This window comes from Photorhabdus sp. RM323S, from assembly GCF_042879375.1.
Classification (GTDB): Bacteria; Pseudomonadota; Gammaproteobacteria; order Enterobacterales; family Enterobacteriaceae; genus Photorhabdus; species Photorhabdus tasmaniensis.
This window is the reverse complement of record NZ_JBHFKZ010000005.1, coordinates 135397-161382: the sequence shown is the minus strand read 5'-3', so window position 1 is coordinate 161382 and position 25986 is coordinate 135397. Positions and strand designations below refer to the sequence as shown.

At 44.3% G+C, this 25986-nt stretch carries 16 protein-coding genes; 3 read left to right on the top strand and 13 right to left on the bottom strand.

The genetic code is table 11. The annotated features are described in order from the left end of the window. Positions 1–22: 22 nt before the first annotated feature. The 12 genes from ACGF7G_RS04370 to ACGF7G_RS04315 form a co-directional block, all read right to left on the bottom strand. Positions 23–517, bottom strand: coding sequence for a hypothetical protein (locus ACGF7G_RS04370; protein WP_133813590.1), 495 nt, complete (start codon positions 515–517; stop codon positions 23–25). Positions 518–646: 129 nt separating this feature from the next. Next, on the bottom strand, positions 647–2401 hold the full coding sequence (locus ACGF7G_RS04365) for an aminotransferase class III-fold pyridoxal phosphate-dependent enzyme (protein ID WP_387463773.1): 1755 nt from the start codon (positions 2399–2401) through the stop codon (positions 647–649). A 49-nt stretch (positions 2402–2450) separates the two neighbouring features. Next, positions 2451–4151, bottom strand: coding sequence for a beta-ketoacyl synthase N-terminal-like domain-containing protein (locus tag ACGF7G_RS04360; protein ID WP_387463771.1), 1701 nt, complete (start codon positions 4149–4151; stop codon positions 2451–2453). A 43-nt stretch (positions 4152–4194) separates the two neighbouring features. Continuing rightward, positions 4195–8268, bottom strand: a complete 4074-nt coding sequence (locus tag ACGF7G_RS04355; protein ID WP_387463769.1) for an SDR family NAD(P)-dependent oxidoreductase — start codon at positions 8266–8268, stop codon at positions 4195–4197. Continuing rightward, positions 8261–11539 carry an amino acid adenylation domain-containing protein gene (locus ACGF7G_RS04350; protein ID WP_387463767.1) on the bottom strand — a complete coding sequence of 1093 codons (3279 nt, stop codon included), beginning with the start codon at positions 11537–11539 and terminating at the stop codon, positions 8261–8263. The genes ACGF7G_RS04355 and ACGF7G_RS04350 overlap by 8 nt, the downstream gene beginning before the upstream one ends. Positions 11540–11652: 113 nt before the next feature. After that, positions 11653–13404, bottom strand: coding sequence for a beta-ketoacyl reductase (locus ACGF7G_RS04345; RefSeq protein ID WP_387463765.1), 1752 nt, complete (start codon positions 13402–13404; stop codon positions 11653–11655). Between the two features lie 155 nt (positions 13405–13559). After that, the gene (locus ACGF7G_RS04340; protein WP_387463764.1) at positions 13560–14876 is read right to left on the bottom strand and encodes a condensation domain-containing protein; all 1317 of its coding nucleotides are present in this window, start codon (positions 14874–14876) and stop codon (positions 13560–13562) included. A gap of 285 nt (positions 14877–15161) precedes the next feature. Beyond that, a complete protein-coding gene (locus tag ACGF7G_RS04335) occupies positions 15162–16640 on the bottom strand; it encodes an MFS transporter (RefSeq protein WP_387463763.1) in 1479 nt (492 codons plus the stop codon). 50 nt (positions 16641–16690) lie between these two features. Next, complete coding sequence (locus ACGF7G_RS04330; protein ID WP_387463762.1) at positions 16691–17296, bottom strand: DUF1062 domain-containing protein; 606 nt, start codon at positions 17294–17296, stop codon at positions 16691–16693. A 216-nt stretch (positions 17297–17512) separates the two neighbouring features. Beyond that, positions 17513–18280, bottom strand: coding sequence for a ribonuclease (locus ACGF7G_RS04325; RefSeq protein ID WP_387463760.1), 768 nt, complete (start codon positions 18278–18280; stop codon positions 17513–17515). 78 nt (positions 18281–18358) lie between these two features. Then, positions 18359–20314 carry a bifunctional 2',3'-cyclic-nucleotide 2'-phosphodiesterase/3'-nucleotidase gene (locus ACGF7G_RS04320; RefSeq protein ID WP_387463758.1) on the bottom strand — a complete coding sequence of 652 codons (1956 nt, stop codon included), beginning with the start codon at positions 20312–20314 and terminating at the stop codon, positions 18359–18361. 241 nt (positions 20315–20555) lie between these two features. Continuing rightward, the gene (locus ACGF7G_RS04315; RefSeq protein WP_387463780.1) at positions 20556–20906 is read right to left on the bottom strand and encodes an RNA-guided endonuclease InsQ/TnpB family protein; all 351 of its coding nucleotides are present in this window, start codon (positions 20904–20906) and stop codon (positions 20556–20558) included. 310 nt (positions 20907–21216) lie between these two features. Here ACGF7G_RS04315 and rdgC point away from each other — a divergent pair, with 310 nt between their 5' ends. From rdgC to ACGF7G_RS04300, 3 genes are all read left to right on the top strand, one after another. Continuing rightward, a complete protein-coding gene (gene rdgC, locus ACGF7G_RS04310; RefSeq protein ID WP_387463756.1) occupies positions 21217–22128 on the top strand; it encodes a recombination-associated protein RdgC in 912 nt (303 codons plus the stop codon). Positions 22129–22684: 556 nt separating this feature from the next. Next, positions 22685–23707: a Fic family protein gene (locus ACGF7G_RS04305; RefSeq protein WP_133813549.1), complete on the top strand. Its 1023-nt coding sequence runs from the start codon at positions 22685–22687 to the stop codon at positions 23705–23707. 94 nt (positions 23708–23801) lie between these two features. Further along, positions 23802–23924: a DUF29 family protein gene (locus ACGF7G_RS04300; RefSeq protein ID WP_133814236.1), complete on the top strand. Its 123-nt coding sequence runs from the start codon at positions 23802–23804 to the stop codon at positions 23922–23924. A gap of 123 nt (positions 23925–24047) precedes the next feature. Here ACGF7G_RS04300 and ACGF7G_RS04295 read toward each other — a convergent pair whose 3' ends face one another. Then, positions 24048–25796 carry a glycoside hydrolase family 39 gene (locus tag ACGF7G_RS04295; RefSeq protein ID WP_387463754.1) on the bottom strand — a complete coding sequence of 583 codons (1749 nt, stop codon included), beginning with the start codon at positions 25794–25796 and terminating at the stop codon, positions 24048–24050. Positions 25797–25986: the final 190 nt, after the last annotated feature.

The window sequence follows — 25986 nt, the reverse complement described above, 5'->3', positions numbered from 1 at the left end:
AGGCGATGTCCCCAAAAGGTGCTCAATAGCTACTCAACTGAAAATTTCTGAAAATCTCACCAATCTGCCACGGATTATGACGAAAATCGTGAATGTCCAATTTCGACAAATTGCAAACATGCTCCAATCCCTTTAATAAATGACTACCACCGCGCACAATCGGCAGTTGAGTGATCAGCAGTACGGGCCGTTTCAGGGCCGAGGCCCAACCAAGTTCAATATGTGTGCCATCAGTACGCAATAATTCCTCACCACAATGAACCGGAAGAATGGGCATGAAAAAATCACACTGTTGCATCCATTGGAAATCCCGTTTTGATACCATCTCCGGCGTATAATTGGGGGTATCAATGCCAAATTTCTCGGTCAAATGTGCCGATAATACATTGCCATTCAGTGCCTTTACTGTCTTAACCGCTAACTGGATAGTCATTCTCAACTCTTCATGAAAACCACCATCATAAATCGCGGATTGAATAGGCCCACCAATGAAAACACTTTTGTTTGCCAATGGCATAACACTCCCCTTAATTTTCGTTACCCAACAAACTATGAACAGTCGTTTCAGAGCATTGAACTCAGCACGGCCAGAGAATAGGATGCTTCACAATTCGATAATTTATCGCTCACAACAATCCCGTTTGATCTAGCTATACCGTGGAAGAAGGTTATTTTGCTCAAGTTCATCCAGGCTATCCACAAACGCCAAATAAACTTTTTCCAGATGAGTGTTATCGTGTGCATCAGAGATAAACCAGCATCGCCACTCCCAGATGTAAACACCTCTCATCAGCAGGTTGTAGTAAAGCAAATCCATGTTGTCACGATGAATTAATCTAAAAAATGAGGAAAATGATCTTGCCTCAATGGGAACCCGGCGACTCAAGAACAGGCGATTCAAACGTAAAACAAACGATTCAGTACATTGCGTCAGTGCCTTGGTAAAAGATTCCCCTCTTCTTTTGATCTCCAGCAAAGTGGCTTTCGCGGCAGCCATAGACAGTGGATGTTGAAAATATGTTCCACCAAAGAATGTCGGTTCCGCTGCCGGGAAGCTGTCATCGTTGAAATTCCAGTTTCCACCGTCAATCGAATCAAGCATATTTCCCCTGCCGGTAATCACTCCCAACGGCATTCCTCCACCGATCGTTTTGCCATAGGTCACAATATCAGCCTCAATTCCAAATAACCCTTGGATACCTGCCGGGTGAGATCTGAAACCCGTCACGATTTCATCCAATATCAACAAAATACCCAAATCCTTGGTCATTTGACGCAGACGTCTTAAGTAATCTGGATTACAAAGACCAGGGTCACGCGTTGGTACAGGTTCTACGAGCACCGCCGCAATTCTGGTGCGATTGACTTTGAAAAACTCAATAGCTTCATTGGAACCAAATTCAAATACCGAAACATCAGCCACCATATTCTCGGGGATGCCCACCGAAACGGGTTTAGTGACACTGACTTCATCATATTCACTGGCTTTAGCCAGTACGGCATCCCAATGCCCGTGGTAACTACTGGAGAAAAGCACGATATGATTTCGACGAGTGAGCGCCCGTGCAGCCCGAACCGCATTCATTACCGCTTCGGTTCCACTATTCACAAAAGCAACACGATCCATGCCGGTAATTTCTTTTATCAGTTCAGCCACCTCCAAACCTATCGCATGCCGGGTTCCCAAACCAAAACTGTTGCTTATTTGCTGAGTGAGCTCTTTAATAACGAAAGATGGACTATGCCCAAACAAATGTGCACCGAAGCCCATCGTCATATCAATGTAATCATTACCATCGATATCCTGGATGATAGCCCCTTCAAACTTGGCGCATACAATCGGGTAAAGCAATTCTTTGATGGAGGGTTTAAATCCAATACCAGAACGGCTATCTGCAATACTGTTACGTACCGCTACCGAATGAGTTTTTGATTGAATTGTTCGCTCGTTATACCGGGAGATGAATGAAGCCAGATATTTTCTTCTCTCCTCAGATTCAATGGGTGACGCACTTCTCGACATCCATTGAAAAAAGCGTTCTTTCTTAACATGTGGAATATCTATCGCGTCTGGCTGATCAGAAATGCTCTCTTGCTCAGTCAAACCGGGTTGAGGGTGAATTGCCGAATCATTATCTTCCCCGGCCTTGCTTTTATCTGCCATCAACACATATTCACTGAGTTGACGAACCGTTTGTAATTCTGCAAAAAACTGCCGCACTGAAAGTTTTATACCAAATCGTTTCTGGATGGGATCCAACACTTCGAATAACAAGAGTGATTCCGCACCTAATTCAACCAACGGTATTTCCAGTTTTATCTCTTCTCTCGGTAAACCAAATGTTTCTGCAAAAATAGTGGTTATCTCTCTCTGAATAATTTCAATATTACTATTACTCATATCAACCTCACTTTCCTTAAATGAAGACGATCTCTACCATGTTTACAGCTCAGATTGCCGTTCTTTCAAATGGATAAGTTGGAAGCGCGAGCCGTTTACGATGCTCGTTCTGGTAAAAAATATCCCAACTGATATTTTCCCCGGCCTGCCAGGCAGAGGCAGACGAAATATAAATGTCTGGCAGTTCGCTAGATTCGTGAGCTACCACTCTGGCCTTATTTAATAAGCCCAATGTCAGTTCACGAATATCACGTGCGACAATCACCTTTCGTATTGATAAATGTCGTCGGCCCCGTTGCAAGGTAAATGCAATATCAGCGATATTCACCTCTGAATACTGCTCAAGATATTTCGCCAGATCCAAGATTTTGTGTGTTAATGCCGCCTCAGTACGTGCACTCAGCGGTATCAGATGTGCGGCTTCCAGGGAAGGCATATCAGGTTCTCTCGCTGGCGGCTCGGCAACCACAATATGAACATTTGTGCCACCTATCCCGAACGAACTAACACCTGCAATTCTAGAGGAATAACGGTTATCCCAAGCACTGGGTTCGGTTGGGACATAAAACGGAGATGCAGGATCCCGAAGTTCAGCGCATGGAGATTCACAATTAATTGAAGGAGGAATAATGCCTAAATTGACGGCATAGATAGTTTTTATCAGCCCGGCGATACCCGATGCACAATCAGCATGACCAAGATTGGATTTAATTGAGCCTAAAGCACAAGCTCTGGCAGAGACGCGTTCAAACACCCGCCCCAACGCACGTAACTCAATCCCATCACCGACTGGCGTTCCAGTACCGTGCGCTTCGATCAAACCAATCTGATCGGCCCGTACATCAGCAGCAGCAAGCGCACGACGGATCACCTGTTCCTGCCCTGAAACACCCGGAGCACTATAACCCGCCTTGACAGCCCCATCGTTGTTTATTGCCGTTCCTTTAATCACGGCCAAAATAGGTTCACCATTGAGCAGAGCATCCTCCAGACGGCGCAACGCCACGAATGCCGTCGCATCAGAGAAAATCGTACCGTCGGCTCTCTCATCAAACGCACAAACGCGTCCCGTCGGAGATAATATGCCGCCTTCATGGTAAACATAGCCAACATGAGCGGGATACCTAACGCAAACACCGCCAGCCAGAGCCATATCACTTTCACCTAACAGCAGGCTGTTACAAGCCATATGTACAGCGACAAGCGAGCCTGAACAAAACGTTCCTATGCTCACAGCCGGTCCTAAGCAGTTGAACTTGTACGCGATACGAGTTGCCAAGGCATCGATAGAACTTCCCCCAAACAGCAGCATCGCGTCAGCCGGAGAATTGTTCATCGCCGGCACATTTGCGTGCCAGGTACTTTGACGAGAACCCACAAAAACTGAACAGAGTCCCGCGTCTGCACCGTTTGAATAGCCGCTCAGTTCAAGCGCCTCATGGCAAACCTCCAGACAAATCCGTTGTTGGGGATCCATTTTCGACACTTCCCTTGGCATCAGTTGAAAATAGCCGTAATCAAACTTTTCCGGATCCTGTAGGTACGCACCACGCGGAACGTAATGCAATCCTCTTGCATCCGCATTAACGCCCCTATCATGAAGCTCTGCATTGGTATAACCAGAAATCAGTTCCCGTTTCCCTAAGATTGCTTGCCAAAGCTCTTGACTCGAATCCGCATTAGGAAAACGCCCAGCGATGCTGGTAATCGCGATATCTGTTGAATAGCGCATTTGTATTTTTGACTTCATTCTAATTCCCTTCCCCCGAACAAGTTGTTCTTGCCGACTCAAGCTACCGCACACCACCTTCAATTCGCTTTTTCTTTACCTGCATCGTAAGAGACACCACCGTGCTGGATTCGAAAAGATCAACCATAGATACAACAACATTAAAATGAGTATTAACCTGTCGCACCAATTCAGCACCCACTAATGAATCGCCCCCTAAATCGAAAAAGTTCGATTCATGATCAACAGGACAACGCAGTACATCACGCCAAATAGCCGTCATATCATCCATTATGGCTTCGTCTGATGCAGGAGGCGGTGCCACTATGGGCCTCTCTGCATCCCCTTGAAGTGGTGTCTGCACAATATCGTGCAACCGTTCATTTAAAGGTACGGTGGAAACCGCAAAACGAGGCTCTGCATGGCATGTGGCAAAAATAATATTCAATGCATTAACGATATCGGCATAACGTAAGGGACGAACACGATTTACGCTGTATTTGAAGCTATTTGACTCATCCCAGCCTTCCCATCCATCCCAATCAATTGAGAAATAGGGTTTATCCACATTGTGCATTGAAGAAAATGCTGCGCAGGCTTCGTTTGAAGCGGCATAAGGAGCAAGACCCAAACCTCCAGCGAAAACCGACAAAGACGAGATAAAACAACCAAATCTCAAAGAGCGATCAGCAAATATTTCATGCAAAACAGCCGCCCCTTTTCGTTTTGGCTGCATTAGCTTTTCCCAATCCTGCTGATCCGAATTTTGCAACCATTGGATCGTTGCCTGACCAGAAAGTCCGGCAGCATGGACAAAGCAATTCGCTTCACCCAAGATGGATTCCGCCCGGGAAAGTTCTGCAAGCACACAAGTTTTGTCTGTCACATCGGCGGTAATAACTTCAACGTCAGCGTTAATATTTCGCAACTCCGCTAATCGCTGACTCTGCAACGTATCAGACCTGGCGGAATCTATGGGTGTCTGAACGAGCAGGATGAGTTTCGCGTTAAACTTCGTGGCAAGATATTGTGCAATACCAAAACCAACCGTACCCAATCCCCCGGTCACCAAACAGATCATGCCGGGTGAAACTTCGCGGCTGACTGATGGGCTAACCACCTCAAAATAGCGTTCCCACCGCCAGCCTTGACGCACCCCAATCACTGGCTGGTCGTCGGTAGTGAAAAGTTCAGTCACGATATGTTGAGCATGATTAAAACGGCAAATTTCTTCGGCGGGTATGTCTATCACTTTCATCATCATGCCAGGCAATTCCTGGCTGATCGCAGAGATGGATGCCAGCATAGTGGCCCGTTCTATAATCGGTGGCTCACTGCCAGTGACGTCGATAAAGCCTTGTCCTATCAAGGTCAATGAAATGGCTTTATTGCCAACCTGGGAAAGCGCTTTTACCCTATTAAATAACGTAAATGGGAAACGATCTTCCCCTGCCAGCATGTCAAAATCGGGCAGGATATCACCAAAAATGAAGAGGATATGGTCAGGTGTATCTGCTTGCTGTTTCTTCAACATAAGCATCAAACGTTGAACACTTGCGGTATCGTCAAAGTTGACTATGAGCTCTGTTTCATGGAAAGACGTGACACGGTTCTCATGCACCTCAAACACTTTCTGCCCCAGATCACGCAGAATATCCGCGATCGGACAAACTTCTTGACAGCTTTTATCATAGACAATCAGCCAGTTACGCTTATCTGCTGATGATACAGGCAATAAACGCCGCGTTCGTTTCCAGCGTTCAACATAAACACCGACGGGGCCGTCAACAATTTCAGGGCTTGCCACAGGCTGATCAACATAAAGTTGTTGCTGGTGCTCTGTCTCTGCTGAACCTGTATACCAGCACCGCCGACGTTGCAAAGGTTGAACCGGAAGCGGAATACGTGAAACAACTTCCCCGCCTCTCAATACCGACCAATCGATAACCAAACCACGTTGCCATAACTTTCCAACCAGCGTGACTAACGCCTTGTCATCCTCTTCATAAAAGGCATCCAAACGAATAATATTTTCCGCGTTTGAAACTATTTCAGAGAAACGGTCAGACGAATGGCTAAAATCTAATATCACATCATTGGCTGATATAACCTCACTCTCTTGCCGTAAGCTCGGAATGGCTCCATCAATCAAGATGGCTTTCGCATTGTTACCATCAACCACTCCATGATGCTTGGACCAAAAACGGCCGGGCAAAGCGATACGATCCCTAGCTAAATCCTGTGGCACCTTTCCCTGTAACTTATCAACGACTTCCGGCAATGTCAGCATACCCAACGAGCAGGCAACGGCAAGGTCGTAACGATTATCGGATATGATGAGTACCGGCGTGGAGATCATTTTCCGCCAACAATTCATCGCGGCGATCATAGCCACGACATTGGCAATTCGCTCCCGATTTCCATTACGTTCTGTTATTTCAGTGATGTCAATTCTATTGATGTTATGGGAAAGATCCGCCGGTAATTCAGCGAGTAATCTATCCACTTCTTGCCAATAGCCAGGCATCTTCATAGATAAAGCGGAGCGAATACCCGGCCCAAGCGTAATCACCAGACGTTGCGGTTCAGAAATGTGTGCGGTGACGGTGAAATCCGTGCTTCTGATGCTCTCGATCAACATTTTCACATCTTTAGCATACACACAGGCTCGGTATGGTTGCGCTGCACGTCCTTCCGCATAGGTAAAAGCCACTTCATCAATATGCGTATCTGGTTTAGCCTCCAGCATTTCCGCCAAACTTGTCCTCAACGTGTCCAAAGCATTGACACTACGTCCCCCCAACGGAATAGCTCGCCAACCAAGTTTACTTTTACCTGACATTCGTACCGGTGCTTGCTGCAAAATCATATGAACATTGCTGCCACCCGCACCAAAAGAGCTGATTCCCGCCCGTCGTAGTCCTTTCACCGGCCAATTGATAGGCGTGGTGTTGATAATGAAAGGACTTTGCTCAAGGTTCATAGCAGAACTGGCTCTGCTGAAAGTCGGATGTGGCGTAATTATGCCTGTTTTCAGTGCCATAATCGTCTTTGCCAACCCCGCGAATCCTGCGGCAGCCGCCAAATGACCCATGTTAGCTTTGATCGATCCTAACGCACAAAATCCCTCACGATCAGTACCCTGACGGAAAGCCTGACAAAGCGCAGCATATTCGACCGAATCCCCAAGTGGCGTCGCGGTACCATGTGCCTCGATCATCCCTAATTCATCCGGCTCAACCCCTGCAATTGCCTGGGCATCCAAAATGAGTTTTCGTTGCCCATCAACACCCGGCGCGGCAAAGCCTGCCCGGGCAGAACCATCATTATTCGCCGCTGAACCAAGGATCACGGCATGAATGGTATCCCCATTTCTCATGGCCTCATCTAATGGCCGAAGAGCCACAAGTCCAGCACCATCACCAAAGAAAGTGCCCGATGCCTTCTCATCGAATGGTCTACAATATCCATCCTCTGAGAAGATCATATCGCGCTGATAAAAATAGCCCGGCCGGGGATGAGCATGTACGGAAACACCACCAGCGAAAGCAATCTCACATTCTCCAAGCAAGAGGCTTTGTATTGCGGTATGAACCGCCGTCAATGAGGTCGAACAGCCCGTCAGAACCGTCATACTCGGCCCGTCAAAACCGAGCTTGTATGAAATTCGTGCTGACAGATAATCCTTATCATTCGTCAGCATTAGCTCTGTTCCCATTAGCGAAGCCAGATCACATTCAGATCTAATGACATTAGGCAAATAGGTATTCATCGAACTTCCGGTAAAAACACCGATCCGGGGACGTCGGAAAGGATTACCATAACCGGTCACTTCTGCCAGTTCCCATGCGCACTCCAGAAGAATCCGGTGTTGAGGATCGAGTAATTCAGCCTCTCGCTGGCTTATTGAAAAAAAATCGGGATCGAACAGATCGATATCCGGCAAACATGAATCAACAGGAACATAATTTTTTGCAGTGACGATATGCCGGGCGACGCCAAAACGGGCAAGCTCTTCCTGGCTATATCTTTTTGCCAAGATTCGGCCCGCAACAAGATTTTCCCATAGTACATCCAAGCTATTAGCCAGAGGTAACCGACAAGTGGCTCCAATGATTGCGATCGCATTCTCAGACATCTTGTTCCCCCTTCAATGATCTTCTTGAACTCAGCGTTTTCTGACGCCGCGTTTGGGAGGGTTTATCTGCAACTTCTGCCAGCGTCATCAGTTGCAGAGGACGTAAAAGGTAATTAGCCAACATACGGATCGTCGGAAAGCGGAATAAATCGGAAGGGAGCAATGCACTGCATCCCGGTAATTGCACAATATGTGCATGGATCTGCATCAGTGCCAATGAATTACCACCAATATCAAAAAATGCGTCATCCAATCCGACTGCTGCTCTCCCCAACACCTCACACCAAATCTTCGAAATCTCGGCGAAAACTGAGTCAACAGGTAACTCAGGGACAGGTCCCAACGAACTGATATCCGTCAACCTCCCCGCTTTAATCAAATCATTTAACGCTCTTCTATCAACTTTGTTATGGGTATTACACGGTAATTCATCAGCCAGCATAATCCTGCCGGGCAACATGTAGATGGGGAGATAAGCTCTGAGATGATCACGAATAGCAGACTCTTCGGGCAAATTGCGCTGACTCGCAGGTACCAATATTGCAACTAAACGATCTGTGCCCTCGTGAGATTCAACGATAACGGCAGCATCCGCAATAGCATGATAGCGATTGAGACAATCCTCAATCTCTGCAATCTCAATTCGATAACCGGCAACTTTTACCTGATTATCCACGCGACCACAAAAATGAATTCGTTCCCCGTCCCAATACGCCAAATCACCGGTTTTATACATACGTCCATGATCAATATAGGGATCAGGAATGAAACATTGAGCAGTTAACTGTTCAAGACCGACATAACCCCGGGCGATCCCACGTCCACCAATGTAAATTTCGCCGACTTCACCCATCGGAGGTGTTTGCATTGAAGTGTTCAAAATATAGACCGTTGCGAAACCTAACGGTTTGCCAATGGGGATCACAGTGTAGTCAGTCAGTGCTTCTGTGACTTTCTCCACAGTGGTGTAAACAGTTGTCTCCGCTGGACCATACATATTCCATAATGTCCACTGGGTATTCAAATAAGGCTGAATAGTGGCACTGAGAAGGGCTTCACCACAAATGACCCAATGTTTTATCGCATAAGTTCTTGGCAGGCTCTGAAACTCAGATAGCAGGTTTTTCAAACTGGCAGGCGTCTGTGTGACAATAGTTACCTGCTCCGCTGCTATAAGGTCCAGAAGCTTGTCAGGTTGATTACGTATATCATCAGGCACAATGACTAAAATCCCACCAGAGCAGAGTGAACCCCAAATCTCCCACACAGATAAATCAAAGCTGGCAGCATGGAACCAAGTCCACACTTCTCCAGGTGCGGGGGCCAGATATTCATCCATTGCGTTCAGAAAAGAAATAACATTGCCGTGTTCAACATCAATACCTTTGGGCGTCCCCGTGGAACCCGAAGTGAAAACACTGTATGCAATCGAAGAAGGGGTACAATGATCCACAGGTTTTACAACAAACGGTGGTTCAGTAGCCGTGATCACCATCAGCTTAGTCGCAAACGCGTCGTCCAAGTCAACATCCGTGTTAACAACAATCAGCTTCATCTCTGATTGTTCGACAATTCTCTCCAGACGTTTCTGTGGCAGCCTGGGATCTAACGGTACATATCCCGCACCAATACGCATAATCCCAAGCATCGTCACCACGGCCTCCAGTGAAGGCAATAATGCAACCCCCACCCGATCACCAAGCACAACCCCATTTTGCATAAGCTGGGCAGCGACCTCCAGCGACCAACGCTGCAAATCCAGATAAGTTAATCTATCGTCACCACAACGAATCGCTACGGACGCCGCTTGTTGCACAACCCGTTGATCGAAAAGCGAAACGATGGTCTGATCCGCTATCTCAGGGAGCATATCCGAATTAAGCGGACCAGACGGAAGATTGTAATCCTCTGATTTTGGTGCCAACAAAGCACTTATTTCCCTATCAGGCTCCGTAATAAGGGTTTCAACCACCCTCCCGAAGCGCTCTGCAAATATCTGAAGACCTGAATGTGAGAAAAAATGTTTGTCCCCTTTGAGTTCACATCTTAATTGGCAATCAGCATCCAAAAATAACAGTTCAATATCAACCTGCCCTTCCTGCTGACAAATCCTGAATGGAGAAATAACCCTTCCCGCCCATAAAACCTGAACAGCATCCTCAGCCGTCGCCAACTCCAATTTCAGCCAACGCGACTGCCCTACGTGTCCCAGCATATTCACTGCGGTCTGAAACAACGGATTACGCCCTTCATGCCGCTCCACAGCAAGGTGATCAAGCATTTGACTGAGACAAAAATTTCGATTATCAAGCGCCGATAACGATCTTTCTTTTGCAGCCGATAACAAGTGATGAAATGTTTGATCAACGGACAAACGTATAGGTAATACATTAAACAGACAGCCGATAATATGCTGATGAACCGAGTCACGCATCGACACCGGCACACCCATCACAACATCTGACGTTTTTGTCTCCCTGGCTATGTAAGCCCCCCATGCCGCTAACATGACAGTAAAGACCGAGCCGCCTATTTGCGCAGCCAACTGCTTTATTTTTTTCGTGGTCTCTTCACCAAGGTTAAAAAGCACTGATGACCGGCCACTATGGCCTTTGCGCCAAAAATTGTTCCATTGCAGCATTGCCGGTTGCTTCTTTAAACACGCACTCCAATAAGCTTTCGATTCCGCCGCCACTTCACTCTGGTAATACTCTTGTTCCCGCGAGACGTAATCCTGGAAAACTTCGGCTGGCTGTAACCAGGAATCGGAATCTTCCCCCAGTTCAGCCAGATAAAAGTGTTCAAGCTGATCCCACATAAAACCAAGTGAAGTAAAATCCGACACAATATGATGAACACACATCAGTAAAACGTGCTCTTCGGCACTGACCACATAAATACCGAAACGCAGACATGACTCTTTTTCCAACTTAAAAGGAACAGCATGAAAATCCTGCACTGCATGTTCGAGAGTATCCGGGCTCCATTCCGTTGCATCGAAAACCGCCAGTGCCGGCGGTAAGTGTTCATTAATCACAAGCCTTGGTTCACCGTTCATGTTCACGAACGTGCTTCTCAATGTGGCATTTTTGGAAACCAGCCGATTAACCGCATAGCGAAAGGCATCAATTTGAAACGATCCGTGAATACGGAAAGCCTGGGCAATATTATATCTGCCATCATCCGGCGTATAATTGGCAATGAACCATAAAGCTCTCTGCTGCATGGACAGCAATTCTGCATCACCAGTCTGTGGGCAATTTATATACATAACGTGTCAAGCTCCATCAATACTAAACAGTATCCCCACCCTCTGGTCACGCCAACCTCGTTACGGAAAGGGCAAGGTTTGTGCTTGGTGTTACTGCATCAGCTAACGGCTCGTCAGAAATAACGCTTCAATTTTTCAACCACCTCAGCAATGCTACAGTCGTCAAACAAGACCGATATGGGGACTAATTTGCCAATGTTCCCCCGCAACCGCTGAACAATCGCAACCGCTGACATGGAGTCCATATCAATCTCACTCAACTTCGTATCGGCAGTGACTTCTCCCCCGGCAACAAGTTTTTTCAGCTCTTCTATCACGATTTCCGTCATTGCGCTGCGCTGCTCCTCATGCGAGGGTTGCCCAACAGCGACTATCGCATCATGACTTTGAGCAGAACCCAAAACAGTTTCTATACCATTTACCGGATCCCGAGAATCAATCAGCCTCTCCAGCGCAACACGGCTAAAGTTTCCGGCAATCAGCCCAGCATAGTGATGAATATTCTCTCTGGCGACGGTATCCATGACATCCTGGATATCAAGGAACAACAATCCCATGGCTTCAAGTCTGCTAAGGTGCAACGGATTGAGATGTGTGGTCATCCCACCCCGCCAGGGTGCCCACGCGATAGCCGTACCTGGAAGCCCAGTCGCTAGCCGATATCGCATCAAAGAATCCACGAATGAGTTCGCGGCAGCATCTGCCCCCTGCCCCGCAACGCCAATAATCCCGGCTAATGAAGAAAATGCAATGAACCAATCCAGACTTATCCCTTGAGTAACCAGATGCAAGTTCCAGCTCCCGGCCATTTTCGGACGGAAAATTTTGTTAACCGAACGGCTGTTTAACGTGGCAAGCATTTCATCTTCAACAACGCTTGCCAGATGATAGATTCCCCGTAAGGGATGACCCGTCCTATCAATACGCCGCAACACCGCCTTGACATCCTCAATATCGGCTATATCCCCCTGGAATAAGTAGAGATTGAAATTCTGTGCTTTCCATTGCTCAGATTCACTGATCAAATGAACCGGTGGAGCAGAACGCCCCATAAGCGTTACATGCCTTGCCCCTGCGGCAAAAAGATTCGCAGCCAACATGCGCCCGGTATCGCCAAATCCGCCGGTGATAAGATAGTTTGCATCCTGTTTGATCTCTGCCTTTTCATGGCTAATGGCTAAAGATTCAACCTGACGCTGCCAAATGCACTGATCATCAATGAGAAACTCTCTCTGCTCACCCTCATTTGCCATAATGGCAAGAACCAATGCGATCTCTTCGTCTCCAACCCGTCCAAGAGGCAAATCAACCAAACCGGTTTCAACAATGGGGTACTCTCTGGCAATAACCCGACCTAATCCCCATAAACCACTACCAGACAAACCTGTCGTATCAAATTGCTCGCCAAACATTTGCACCCCCTGGGTCAGGATCCAGAGTTGCGGTTTCGCCTCATGACGGCTTTGAGCAGCTTTGTTAGCAATAAGACGTAAACTTTCGAATTCGTGTAGCTCATGAGCCACAATATTTGAAGCGTTCAAGAGCTTCTCAGGGCTGGCTAAATAGAGCAATGTGTCCGTGGCTTCTATTGAGTCAAGTTGACCTGTCAGATCTGCATCAAGATCAATAGCGACAACATCAATTCCCCTAGCTGCAATCAATCCTCTCACCGTGTGAGCAAAATCGGTATTTCTGCTAATGACAGTACATTGAGTTAATAACGGAGCGTTGGGAGAGATAAGATGACATTTCACCCAATTCAGATTGAACAGTTGAACGTCACTCTCTTCCAAATCACAAAGCAAGGGATCACGCATAACTGGTTCGATCGGTGACACTTTACGCCCGTGAATTTCTTGACTCATCAATATTCCCCCTTATCAAACGTGCTAGCGACCAACACCAACTCTTCAAACAATCAGGCAATGCATCCATATCAAAATCCTCTCAATAACGATCAGATCCAGAGAACAGCCGTGCTACTGATGAAACTATAAAAGACGAAAAACGGTAGGGTATGCTATTGATAACCAGAGTAAAATGGCAGTTTAACGCCAGACTCTCCGATCGTATCCAACCAAAGAGCCATCAAGCGGGATGGTAAAAACCGGAGATTACAATCTGGCCTGGAAGAAATTGTGACATCCATAGCGCTGGCATATATCTCTATATCCATGCTCAACGGTACATCTTGCGCATCTTCATCTGGCTTCCCAATACGTATTTTTTCAGGTGCCAGTTCATAACCAATAATATTGGGAGAGCGTCGTTGATCACCAACGAAATTGAAAGAAATCGCAGGAAGCTCAGGCCAGCCAAATACAGAATCAGGCACAAAGTAGGTAGCAGCATAATCTGCCGCTTTTTCTATCGCGCCATTTAATTCTTGTGCCAGGTGTTGAAGGGTACTTTCCAGCGATAAAACCGGGTCAAGATTAAACCCAACCGTGATCGGAAATGAGACTGATCCGACAAGATGAGAAACGGAGGTTTCCCAATGACCGACAAAATGAGGGCTGACCCACAAGAGCATATCCAGTTTGCCTTTGCCAAAAACAGCCGCCAGCGCCTTTAACCAGCCACCAAGCAGCAAATCTGACACACTGACACGACGTTGCTGGGCTAACAGGCGTATCCTCTTTAAAGCCTCATCATCAAGCTGCCTGACTTCGGTGATGGCCTCAGCCAATCGGCTAATGGGAAGTGACTCAACACGCCGCTCACCGAGAATATTCAGGGGCGTATTTTCAATTGGTTGTTCAATATCAAGAATAGCCGCCTTTGCGATTTGCTGATGCCGTTCATGCAGCTCGGCGCAAAACTGCTCATAATGAGTGGCCTGCTCAAGCTCAAGCGGTTGTCCATTCACAGACATTCTGTATGCCTTTGAGAGATCTCGCCATAAAATCCGGCTGGAAATGCCATCACACACCAGATGATTGAATATCAATACCAGCCTTTGCTCACCGGCAAAATCGTCATCAAACAAGCAGTAACGCAACAAGGGAGGATTTGCCACATGCATCTTGGCTCTAATGTCAGCGATATAATTTGATATTAAACGCCGGCGATCATCTTGATTACCTGTTAGCTCTCTGACTTCAAAAACCTGGTGCAGCAATTCACGGCTGGGAGGTACAAAATCCATCTCCATATTCATTCCATTACCGATAAATCGTGCTCTCAGAACAGAATATTTATTCAACAAATATTCAATCGCCACCCTGAGATGTGCAGGTGCCAATCGCTCCAAAGGCATTAATACTTCACCGACACATAATTGATCAATGTTCAGCGAATATCGCAAGTCATATAATTGCCCTAACTGAACACGCATAACCTTCACCTTTCCATTGCAAGCCCTGTGGGCGGATTAGCGCCAGCGCTATTTGCTACCGTCATAAACAACATAGTGACGGTTTTAAAAGTAGCAATAAAAAAAGAAACCACCACGAATCAATCCAGATATTTGAACTGGACCAGAATAATTAAGATATTATTACTATCAAATAAGTACTCTTATTAATAAACACGGGTGATAAACCAGTCAGCTAATCAGCGTTGATATCGAAAAGACAAACCCCACATTTTTAACATGGGGTTTGTTAACAAGAGGAGTCACTTAGGAGGCGCGGCGAAAATTGAACCATACCAACGCAGCCATCACCATCAGAAACAGGGATGCGACCCCCATCACAGAAAAAACGGCATCGTCGAACGCTGACCTGGCAAGATTTGCGAGAGCCAAACCAGCATCAGGTGCCATTCCTTCAGCAGCTATCAAAGCGCCATCAATACCATCTCTGGCAGCATCATTCACTGGAGAATCAGCCGGCAGCGCAAGGGTATAACTGTAGACAGCCGACATAATGCTCCCCATTATCGCAATGCCCAATCCACCACCCAACTCATAGGAAACCTCTTCAACAGACGCGGCCATACCTGCCCGATTTGGCGGTGTAGCCTGCATGATAGTACTGGACGCGGCAGTCATTGTTGCCCCAAGGCATGTTCCCAGCACAAAAAAGCACATTACCTGCAAAGGCAGGGGGGCTGAAAAACTGGCCATGAGTGCAAGTATGGCAAAGGCATACATCAACAAAGAGGTAATGAGCAATCGAGCACTACCCAAACGGGGAAGAACCCAACCACTCACAGGACTCGCAACAATTGCACCCAATGAAAATGGCAGAAAATAGAGCCCCGATTGCAAAGGGGTTAATGACAATACAAGTTGCAAACGCTGGCTTAACACCAGATTAATTCCCATCAAACAGGCGGAAGCCACCAACCCAGCGATGACTGAAGACGAAAAAGCCGGACTTTTGAAAATGTCGAAATCAATCAATGGATGCGCACTTCGCTTCTGGCGTCGAATAAATAACACCAGAAAGCCTATCGTCAAAGCGAAGGTAACAAGTATCCCGATATAGGAAGGATCTCGCTTAGCGAACTCCTTGATGGAATAGGCAAAACTGATCAATACAACCATAATCTGCAATGAGCCAACCAGATCCCACGGATGAGACGAATCGGTCTTAGAGGTTGGGACAAACAACCACGACAGAATTAATGCCAAAATCACAATAGGAACATTAATGAGGAACACCGATCCCCACCAAAAATATTCAAGCAATAAGCCGCCTATCAGTGGCCCTATTGCCGCGCCTCCAGAGGCAACGGCGGCCCAGATCCCAATTGCAAATGATTTCTCGTCTTCATCATCGAATGTCAAGGCGATAATCGACAATGTGGCAGGCATCATCGTTGCCGCCCCGATCCCCAATAGTGCCCGGGAAACAATCAACATTTCCGATGAATAAGAGTAGGCTGCCAGCAAGGATGAGCAGCCAAATATCATGAGACCACAAACCAGCAATCGTTTATGCCCGATGCGATCTCCCAAAGTACCAGCACCCAACAACAGCCCAGAGACGACAAGAGGGTAGATATTCACTATCCATAACTTTTCCGTTGTACTCGCGCTCAAACTGTGAGTCAGGCTCGGAAGCGCGGTATACAACACTGTCATATCAACAGCAACCAGCAATAACGCAGCTGAAACAGTAGAGAGCACCCACCATTTCTTTATAATTTTCATTTCATTCATCCATTCTTACTTTTATGTCATCTCCGGGAAACCAGATTAATTCAGACAAAATTATTATCAGACTCTTGCAATAAATCATTAACATTGATGCCAAGAGTAATATCACGCTTTAGCTTTTTATTTAATTCAATTGCCGTTACCCCCTGAATAGCGCCTTGATTAACAAGCTTAGTCACTCGACTACGTGACAACGAAAGCTTTTTGGTCAGGATCGAAATAAGTCTGATAGGAATGGGATATTCAAGCTGTACCGTGATCTGTACCGCTGGCGTTTGAGCCATATCCTGAAGTTCTTTACCTTCGATGATAAAGTCAGGGGAATCGCCAAGTTCAGCTTTGTTTTTTGCCAACACCCGATAATCAAAGGCATATCGTCGAACTTCATCTTGATCATTGTGCAAAAATCGTTCATACAAGTCGCCATCCAATTTATTGACATTGACCCTCGAAAAAATATCAATATTCCAAGTGTAATCACATTTTTCACATTTATAGATGCTCCACACATCCAACACTTTTTTTTGCGCATTAACCCTGAATGTACCTGCTGGATAAAACTCCTTTTTCACCTCACAGCCAGGGCAACGTTTCAAAATGGCCTGATAGCCTACAGGCCTTACTAACCATGTAACATTTCTATTTGTCATGATAGATCCACGTTCAAATTGGTTAAGTTGGTTATGGCTACGTTGGTCAATTTAAAATCTAAATTTGATGATATTCTATAACATCAGATCTTGAAACTATTTATCAATTCGTTGCTTAAGTGACTTTAATGTTTTTATTTTAAGGCGCTGCGGATAAAACGGAGATCCCCTTTTTTCGGGAAGGGGATCACTCATCATGTTATCCTTTAGTAATCATCACTCGCGTTTTGGACAGTCAATCACGTCGAAATCTTTGCTGTAGCAAATGTAAAATTCATTTTGATTGATCTGAATGGTTTTACCTTTTAATGATGGGTTATTTTCCTGAAGGAACTCAATTAACTGCTTGTTAGATAGGCGACTATCTGGCAATACCAATCCATTAAACAGTTCTTGCTGTTTACTGAAAAACTGTTCTGGCGCAGCAAACGCGCAGACACCATGCTTTTCCCACTCGCCTTGCAGCAGATCGACACCTGGAGAAGTACACAAATAAGGCTTCATCACCTGATAATCCAGGGGTGGTAAATCCCCCTTACACAGACGTGGATGTTTACGGATATCAGACCAGTCACGACACTGATCCATTGATCTGCCATCACAGGTTTGTGCCCACAGGCCATGAATTATCCAGCCAAATTTATTTTCTGAAAAACATTGCAATGCAAACTTTTCATATTCACTCTGCGCTTTAACAATTTCGTCATTCTTTTTCAGGCGATTAATCTCATTCTCTTTGTTTTTACAAAATGCCGGAGAATAATTAATCGCCAGTTTGAAGTAATCTGTAGAGGCTTTCGCATTCTGACCATAACGATCATTTTTGGCGGTGTAGTCATAATTTGCCGGTGGATTAGCGGGCAATACACAGGAAATAGCGTCTTCCGCTTGTGGCTCTAAAAAATCCATCACGTTTGGTTGCTTCGCACAGCCAGCAACCAATAAAACAAATACTGCCGGTAATAAGTTAGAAAAGCGCATCATTGTTCCTCAATGGGAAACCATTTCCCTGTTGAATGGTAAACAAAAACCTGCCCAAACAAGGGCAGGCAACGATTAAAATTATTTTTTTTCAGTCAGATCAATTTGATATACCGCAAAACCGACATCATCGTTTTCCAAATATTTCACTGGATATTGAGAAAACTCTTTGATGAATTTAGCTGCTTTCTCACTTGGAGAGGTTTCGAAACGAATATCCAGTTGCTTGTCAGTTTTGATTGGCATAATCAACCAGTTATTATCGGCCTTGGTCGTGACCATACCTTTCTCTTGAGACGCTTTGACAATGTAAGAAGCCAGGATAGCGCGGTTCTCATCCGGTGATGCGAATGCAATGTTATCTTCGCCTGTACCAACAAATTTACCGCCATATGCACGATAATTATTGGTAGCAATGAGAAACTTGGCTTGAGGATCGATAGGCTTACCCTGATAAGTCACCTCCTTGATACGGTTCGCCCCTTGATTGATGACTTGACAATCAACGTCATATTTAGCGGGTTGAGTCAGATCAATCTTATAATTCACGCCACTAATCGTGTCGAAGTTATAAGTACGGAAACCGCTCCAGTTCAACAGATACTGAGGCTGAGTTGAATTTGGATCGATCTGGTTATATATGCCGGCAGAACACTCCAGCCATTCAATCACATCAGCACCGGTTACCTTCACAACAGCCAGTGTGTTTGAATATAGATAGAGATCCGCCGCGTTACGGAACGTCAAATCACCTTTTTCAACTTCAACGAAATCTTCGGGGGCATTCTTACGACCACCGACTTTGAAAGGTGCCGCCGCTGCCAGAACAGGAATATCCGCTAAATCCGGATCACCCTGAATAAAATGCCGCGTATAATCTGCCTGTGCATCATTCACGATCTGTACTGTTGGGTCGCTTTGGATCAGGGCAAGATAGCTGTACATATCGGCGGAAGCTTTACCAATCAATTTACCGACAAAACCCCGGGTTCCCTGATGGGCTTGCTCGATAATTTTCACTAACTCGCTATCACGCCCAACCAGTGCCTTTTTGCCTATTTTGTCATAAATCGGACGTGCTTCTGCTGTTGCCTCCGCCACCTGCCATACTCCGCCATCATTGTTGATAACCATATCAACAACACCCAAATGATCGCCCCATTGACCAGGCATGACGGCGGGAATACCATTAACCGTCCCTCTGACAACATCAACACCGTTAATACCTGCAAAATCTTTGCTTGGGAACACACCGTGCGCATGACCAAACATAATCGCATCAATACCTGCAACTTCACTCAAGTAATAAACCGAGTTTTCAGCCATTGCCTTATAGGGCTCTTTAGAAAAACCAGAATGAGGAATAGCGATAATCAAATCTGCGCCCTGTTTCTTCATTTGAGGAACAAATTTTTTCGCGGTTTCAGTAATATCGTTAACGACAACTTTCCCATCCAGATTGATCTTATCCCAGATAGCAATCTGTGGTGGTACAAAACCGATATAGCCAATTTTAATGGTGTGATCTTTACCCTCCCGATCTTTCACTGGCGTATCAACGATAATATAAGGTGTGAAATAGTTCTTACCGGTTTTAGCATCCATTATGTTGGCATTGATATAAGGAAATCTCGCACCGGCAATGACACTTTTCAGATAATCCAAACCAAAGTTAAACTCGTGGTTACCAAAGTTACCCACGGTATAACCCATTGTGTTCATTAATTGATGTGCTGGATGAGATTCCCCTTTTTTAAGTCCCCTTGCCGCCATATAATCTGCTAGCGGACTACCTTGGATCAGATCACCATTATCGACCAAAATAGCATTGGAGACTTCTGCTTTAGCCGCTTTAATTAAATTCGCGGTACGCACCAAACCAAATTGTTCTGTGGGTTTATCTTTGAAGTAATCAAAATCAATCAAATTACTGTGAACATCAGATGTTTCCATTACCCGCAAGTCAACCGTTGCAGCATTGACATTAAATGCGACCAATAAGGCTAATGTGGAGACTTTCAACACATTCCTAACCATTTCACACCCCTTTTTAGGCTAGTTAAGGAGAACTTCAGCTCTCCTTATCACTTTCAACTTAGAAGTACAGACGAGCTCCTGTTGCCAGAATAGTCTGTTTTTTATTCTCGTAAGCTGGGTTGTCGCTGTGTGCGCCATCCTATGCCACTTCAACGAACAAACGCCGGCTAGTGGACTTGCTCCCCCCACTCAGTCACCCGTGACTCAAGTGGGGGCTTCTTATGACCCCTATTAGCAACCGCTAATAGCTTTCGTTGCAATTACCTGCGCTGACAGGCGTTATTGCAAGGGAACTCTTTACATAACCACTATGCCCTAGCATATCAGCTAATCCTTGATGGCAAATATTGAGGGCGGCGTTAATTTCTCTGTCATGGTTTTGTCCACACATTGGACAGACCCAATTTCTCACTGATAAGGGCATTTTTTCCATTTTGTGACCACAGCCGCTACATAATTTAGAACTGGCAAAAAATCTCTCTACGCGGATAACGTTTTTACCGTTCCATTCACTTTTGCATTGCAATATTCGCAGAAAATTACCCCACGACACATCATTAATATGCCGAGATAATTTTCTATTTTTTGTCATGCCTTTGATTTTGGGAAACCGGGCTCTGTTGGCAAAAAAGTTTTTGAAGGCCGTATCCAGATTAGCCAATGCCGCAACTTCGTTAAATCCTGCGTTTGCTCTGAAAGCGGTTAGAAGACAGCGTCAATCGTTGAAATATCCCCCAATGGATGCCGACGAGTTTCTGAATATGCTCTTTAAACAAGGGCTACCTATGGCAGCTAAATAAATTGACACAAGAGACTAGGGCTTACCTCCGTGATTCGTTATCATGCGGACTTATGTTTGAGATGCTCACCGATTAAATGAGCAAAAATATGGGGTAACTTCAATGTTGTGGTTCAAAAATTTAATGATTTACCGTTTAAACCGGGAAATTTCACTTTCTGCGGATGAACTGGAAAAACAACTAAGTCCGTTAGCGTTCACCCCATGTGGCAGTCAGGATATGGCGAAAACAGGCTGGGTACCGCCAATGGGTTCTCACAGCGACCCTTTCACCCATGTTGCAAATAATCAAATCCTGATTTGCGCCCGTAAAGAAGAGAAGATGTTGCCTTCACCGGTTATCAAGCAAGCACTACAAGCAAAGATTGAAAAACTGGAAGGAGAGCAGCATCGCAAACTTAAAAAAACAGAGAAAGACTCTCTGAAAGATGAGATATTGCACACCTTGCTGCCACGAGCATTTAGCCGTTTCAGCCAAACTTATATCTGGATCGATATAGCCAATAATCTAATCATTGTTGACGCCGCCAGTGCTAAACGGGCCGAAGATAATTTGGCATTGTTGAGAAAAAGCCTCGGTTCTTTACCTGTTGTTCCTCTGACATTTAAAGATCCAATAGAATTAACTCTGACAAAATGGGTACGTTCCGGTGATCTACCGGCAGGCTTTGCTTTAATGGATGAAGCCGAACTGAAAGCAATTCTGGAAGAAGGTGGGGTAATTCGCTGTAAAAAACAGGATCTGGTTTCTGATGAAATCGCCACCCATATTGAAGCCGGAAAATGTGTTACTAAATTGGCTCTCGACTGGGAAGAGCGTATTCAGTTTATGTTGTCAGATGATGGTGCTTTCAAACGCATAAAATTCAGTGATACCCTGCGTGAACAAAATGATGATATCGATCGAGAAGATTTTGCCCAACGGTTTGATGCTGACTTTATTTTAATGGCTGGTGAATTAAGTGCGCTGATTAAAAACACGATTGAAGCATTGGGTGGCGAAGCGGAAAAATAACAGCAGTCCTTAGCTATCTGCCGCTTTGGATTTTCTTTCAGAGCGGCATTTCTAACTTTAATATCTTCATCAACAACAACAGGAGCTCAAATGAAAAAATAGCGCGTTTTCCAGTAAGTATAGTGCCAATATTTACAAATATAAATAATTGGATTCACTAACTAATAATAACCCAGATTCCCATATAATTTGCCAATTACTTGATACTGATTTATCCGTTTAACCACACTTATCCCTTTCAGGGAAGGCGCAATCATTGATGAGGGCGGCGTTCACGATTATGTCGCTGAATCCGTCGAAACCCTCTGTCCACGTGAAATGATAGAAGAAGGTGTTAAAGATTTCCAAAATCCTCACTGTACTTATGAATTTTACTGGGGAATCAATGAAGTACTCAATGCGCTGATATAAGCAGGATTACTAATTGAACGATTCAATGAATCGCCAATCTGTTGCTCAATCTCACCTTACTGGCGATAATACCGACGTCTTTCAAAACCCAATAACAGAATTAAAGCTATTTACCGTAATCCTATAAATCCAATTAAGGTGTTCAATGAATTCCGCTAAAAAAGATTATCAACCACCTTTCTCAATCACAGTTAACATGATCCAATTAGTCGCTGAAATCAGTGAGAATATCGGGCGGTTAAGTACAGAACAGGAGCAAATAAAAGCCCTGCGATTGAGGCGTATCAATCGGATACGAACAATTCACGGTTCACTGGCAATTGAAGGTAACTTACTTGACGCAAGCCAAATCACAGCAATTATTGAAGGAAAGCGAATCATTGCACCTATCAGTGAAATACAAGAAGCGCGTAATGCTATCCAGGCTTATGAAAAGCTCAACCACTGGCATTGCACATCAGAGCAAAACTTACTGGAAGCCCACTCTGTTCTGATGAAAGGATTAATAGATAATGCAGGTAATTATCGGCACAGTGGCGTTGGTGTCATGGATGGAGAAAAAGTCATTCATATGGCTCCACAGGCAAACCGGGTTCCAAAACTGATGGCCGATCTTTTTTACTGGCTGAACTCTACGGATATTCATCCACTTATTGCCAGTTGCATCTTCCATTATGAATTTGAATTTATTCACCCGTTTGCTGATGGTAACGGCAGGATGGGCAGATTGTGGCAGACATTAATCTTGAACCACTGGAACTCATTATTTGAATTCATCCCAGTTGAAAGTCTGGTTTATAAGTATCAGGCTAGTTACTATCAAGCAATTAATCTCAGCACCCAACAAACTGATTGTGCACCCTTTATTGAATTTATGTTGAGCATGATACGCGACGCAATTCTAACATCTACCCATCAAGTTACCCATCAAGTTACCCATCAAGTTACCCATCAAGTTAGACAATTAATTATGGCGTTGGAAGGGGAAATGAACCGTGAACAACTTCAATTAACGCTTGAATTAAAAGATCGTAGCTCATTCCGTCTACGCTATCTGCAACCTGCGCTAGAAGCCAAATTGATTGAAATGAGTCGCCCAGAAAAACCCAATAGTCCATTACAACGTTATCGCTTGACAGAAAAAGGGCTGAATTTAAAACAACAATAAATTAATTCACCATGAATAGTGAAAGTAACCAATCTCCACCTTTTGGTGATGATACCCTATTTTGACGGCATCATGATTCTTTGACACAGAACAAATCTATGATGCATGGTCTGATGCAGTTGCAAGCGCTGCTGATGAAACTAGGCTGGATGTTTTTCCTGAGTCCTGTATCTGGCATATGGAGCAGATTTTATCCCAGGATTTCTATCCAGAATAATCTTACAAGTTTACTGAAATACATTTTATTAACGCTGGCTAAAGCCAGCGTTCAGATTAATAATAAATCTCACATTTTACAGTGCGGATTATATATTTATTATCCCATTATTCAAATATCAAACTAATGATTGCTGAACTCTAATGAATAAAATGTTACCGTTGAAGGCGTTGCCCCTTTATCTACCAGCGTTAACTTATTATTAGATATAGACACATTAATTTGACTGGTCACTTCTGGTGGTAAAATTTGCTCCAACCCTCCGCCTTCTTGAATACGGTATGCTTTAACTTTAAATTTTTTATAACCTATGTGATTAATCACCACGGTAACGCCTTGGTCACTATTCGTATAATCACGACTTTTAGCTCTCAACATATTATCATCCGAAAGTTGCTTAACAGGACCATGTTGCACTACCGCATTATCAGGATGAATTGTTGTCGGATCAACACCACCAAACCATTTATTCTTGCTCCAGGTATCCGTTAATTTATTTAATGATCGGCTAGTATCCAAATAATATTGTTGATATAAATAATCAGGTGCCGAATAACCATCGGCAAAACTCTTATCAACTTTATAATTTGCAGCGAGGATATTAACTTTATTACCTTCTGCATTCTCGGTTACCAAAACGGTTAATCCTGTTGAAAAGTCATTATTACTACTTAAAATATAAGGTGTTTCAAACATTCGCGAAAATAGATAAAAGGACTGAGCCGAATACGTACAGAAATTCTTAACCCACGGATTTTTAGCATTAGATTGATTATTAAACAAACCAAAAGATAAGCCATCACCCCGATAATAATAAGCTCTATCCGCTTTGATATATTGCATATAAATCAACGTGGAAGCAATATATGCCGCATTTGTAGGGCTCTGCACTTTTGTATATGTATTTTTCGTCCCAATAGGGCAGGAATTCCACTCAGTACAAAAACTTTCTACATCGGTAAAACCATAAGTATTCAAACTTTGTTGAACTGCATTCCCAACGTCAATAATGTTTTGCGGATCTCCTGTTATAACGTATCCATGCCAAGAAAAGAAATCTAACGGTACATCATTATCTTTACAATATCGTAAGAATCCATCAACATAATCTTCCAGTTCACTATTAACAAACGCAATACCAGCACTACCTACTTTGACGGAAGGATCAACAGCTTTAATTATTCTTGCAATTTTTTCATATAATTCATAATATTTTTTAGGATCATCACTATTCCAGAAATAAGGTAAATCAGGTTCATTCAAAACCTGCCAGTAAGTTATTTTTCTCGGCAAACCGATTCTGGTATAATTTAAAGCATAGCGATTCACCAAGGTGCCCACTAATATTGCATAAATATCAAAATCTTGTGGTATTTCATAGCCCCCCTCACCGGAACGCCCAATACGAAACATTATTTGCCGCTGAATATTACAGGGATTCAACTCTGCTTTATTATCCATAATATCGCGCAGATAAGCGTCAGTCATTTTATAATTAGCCTCTTTTAATGCAAGGTTAATATCATGATTTCTCATCCCAGCAGCCGCATAGGGAAAAATGCTTCTGATATTTGAAATATCAGTAAGTAGCTTTTTCGCTACGGGTTTATTTTCTTCTGGAACATTAACAATCATTTGACTCTGATCACTTAGTCTATCCACCTGAAAATAATTATCCATATCGCCAATACCAAAACCATCATGCAGCCGGATATGAGTAATTCCCATCTGATTAAACTCATTATCTAAATCAGGGAAACCAGGTGCCAAAGATTTAGGTACACCATTCAAGCCATTAACCTCTTTAAGCAATGAATGATGCCCAGCCGATAAATCTCGATCATTCTTATTGAATGAAAAAATTTTAGTCATAAAAACCTCTATATTAATCAAGAAATTACATTCTATAAATCAACAAAATAATTGAATATAAAAACAACACAAAAACCACCAATAATAGGCATCGTATGGATTCTGAATTAAATATATTTATGACACCTATTCATTATTAAAAAAGGCTCATTCTAGAGCCTTATTAATTAAAACACACATCTTGCACATG

Excerpts from the sequence above, each read along its gene's own strand:
- ACGF7G_RS04355 (WP_387463769.1), bottom strand. The coding sequence starts at position 8,268 with ATGTCTGAGAATGCGATCGCAATCATTGGAGCCACTTGTCGGTTACCT.
- ACGF7G_RS04335 (WP_387463763.1), bottom strand. The coding sequence starts at position 16,640 with ATGAAAATTATAAAGAAATGGTGGGTGCTCTCTACTGTTTCAGCTGCG.
- ACGF7G_RS04320 (WP_387463758.1), bottom strand. The coding sequence starts at position 20,314 with ATGGTTAGGAATGTGTTGAAAGTCTCCACATTAGCCTTATTGGTCGCA.
- ACGF7G_RS04295 (WP_387463754.1), bottom strand. The coding sequence starts at position 25,796 with ATGACTAAAATTTTTTCATTCAATAAGAATGATCGAGATTTATCGGCT.
- ACGF7G_RS04345 (WP_387463765.1), bottom strand. The coding sequence starts at position 13,404 with ATGAGTCAAGAAATTCACGGGCGTAAAGTGTCACCGATCGAACCAGTT.
- ACGF7G_RS04350 (WP_387463767.1), bottom strand. The coding sequence starts at position 11,539 with ATGTATATAAATTGCCCACAGACTGGTGATGCAGAATTGCTGTCCATG.
- ACGF7G_RS04330 (WP_387463762.1), bottom strand. The coding sequence starts at position 17,296 with ATGACAAATAGAAATGTTACATGGTTAGTAAGGCCTGTAGGCTATCAG.
- ACGF7G_RS04365 (WP_387463773.1), bottom strand. The coding sequence starts at position 2,401 with ATGAGTAATAGTAATATTGAAATTATTCAGAGAGAGATAACCACTATT.
- rdgC (WP_387463756.1), top strand. The coding sequence starts at position 21,217 with ATGTTGTGGTTCAAAAATTTAATGATTTACCGTTTAAACCGGGAAATT.
- ACGF7G_RS04370 (WP_133813590.1), bottom strand. The coding sequence starts at position 517 with ATGCCATTGGCAAACAAAAGTGTTTTCATTGGTGGGCCTATTCAATCC.
- ACGF7G_RS04340 (WP_387463764.1), bottom strand. The coding sequence starts at position 14,876 with ATGCGTGTTCAGTTAGGGCAATTATATGACTTGCGATATTCGCTGAAC.
- ACGF7G_RS04315 (WP_387463780.1), bottom strand. The coding sequence starts at position 20,906 with ATGACAAAAAATAGAAAATTATCTCGGCATATTAATGATGTGTCGTGG.
- ACGF7G_RS04325 (WP_387463760.1), bottom strand. The coding sequence starts at position 18,280 with ATGATGCGCTTTTCTAACTTATTACCGGCAGTATTTGTTTTATTGGTT.
- ACGF7G_RS04305 (WP_133813549.1), top strand. The coding sequence starts at position 22,685 with ATGAATTCCGCTAAAAAAGATTATCAACCACCTTTCTCAATCACAGTT.
- ACGF7G_RS04360 (WP_387463771.1), bottom strand. The coding sequence starts at position 4,151 with ATGAAGTCAAAAATACAAATGCGCTATTCAACAGATATCGCGATTACC.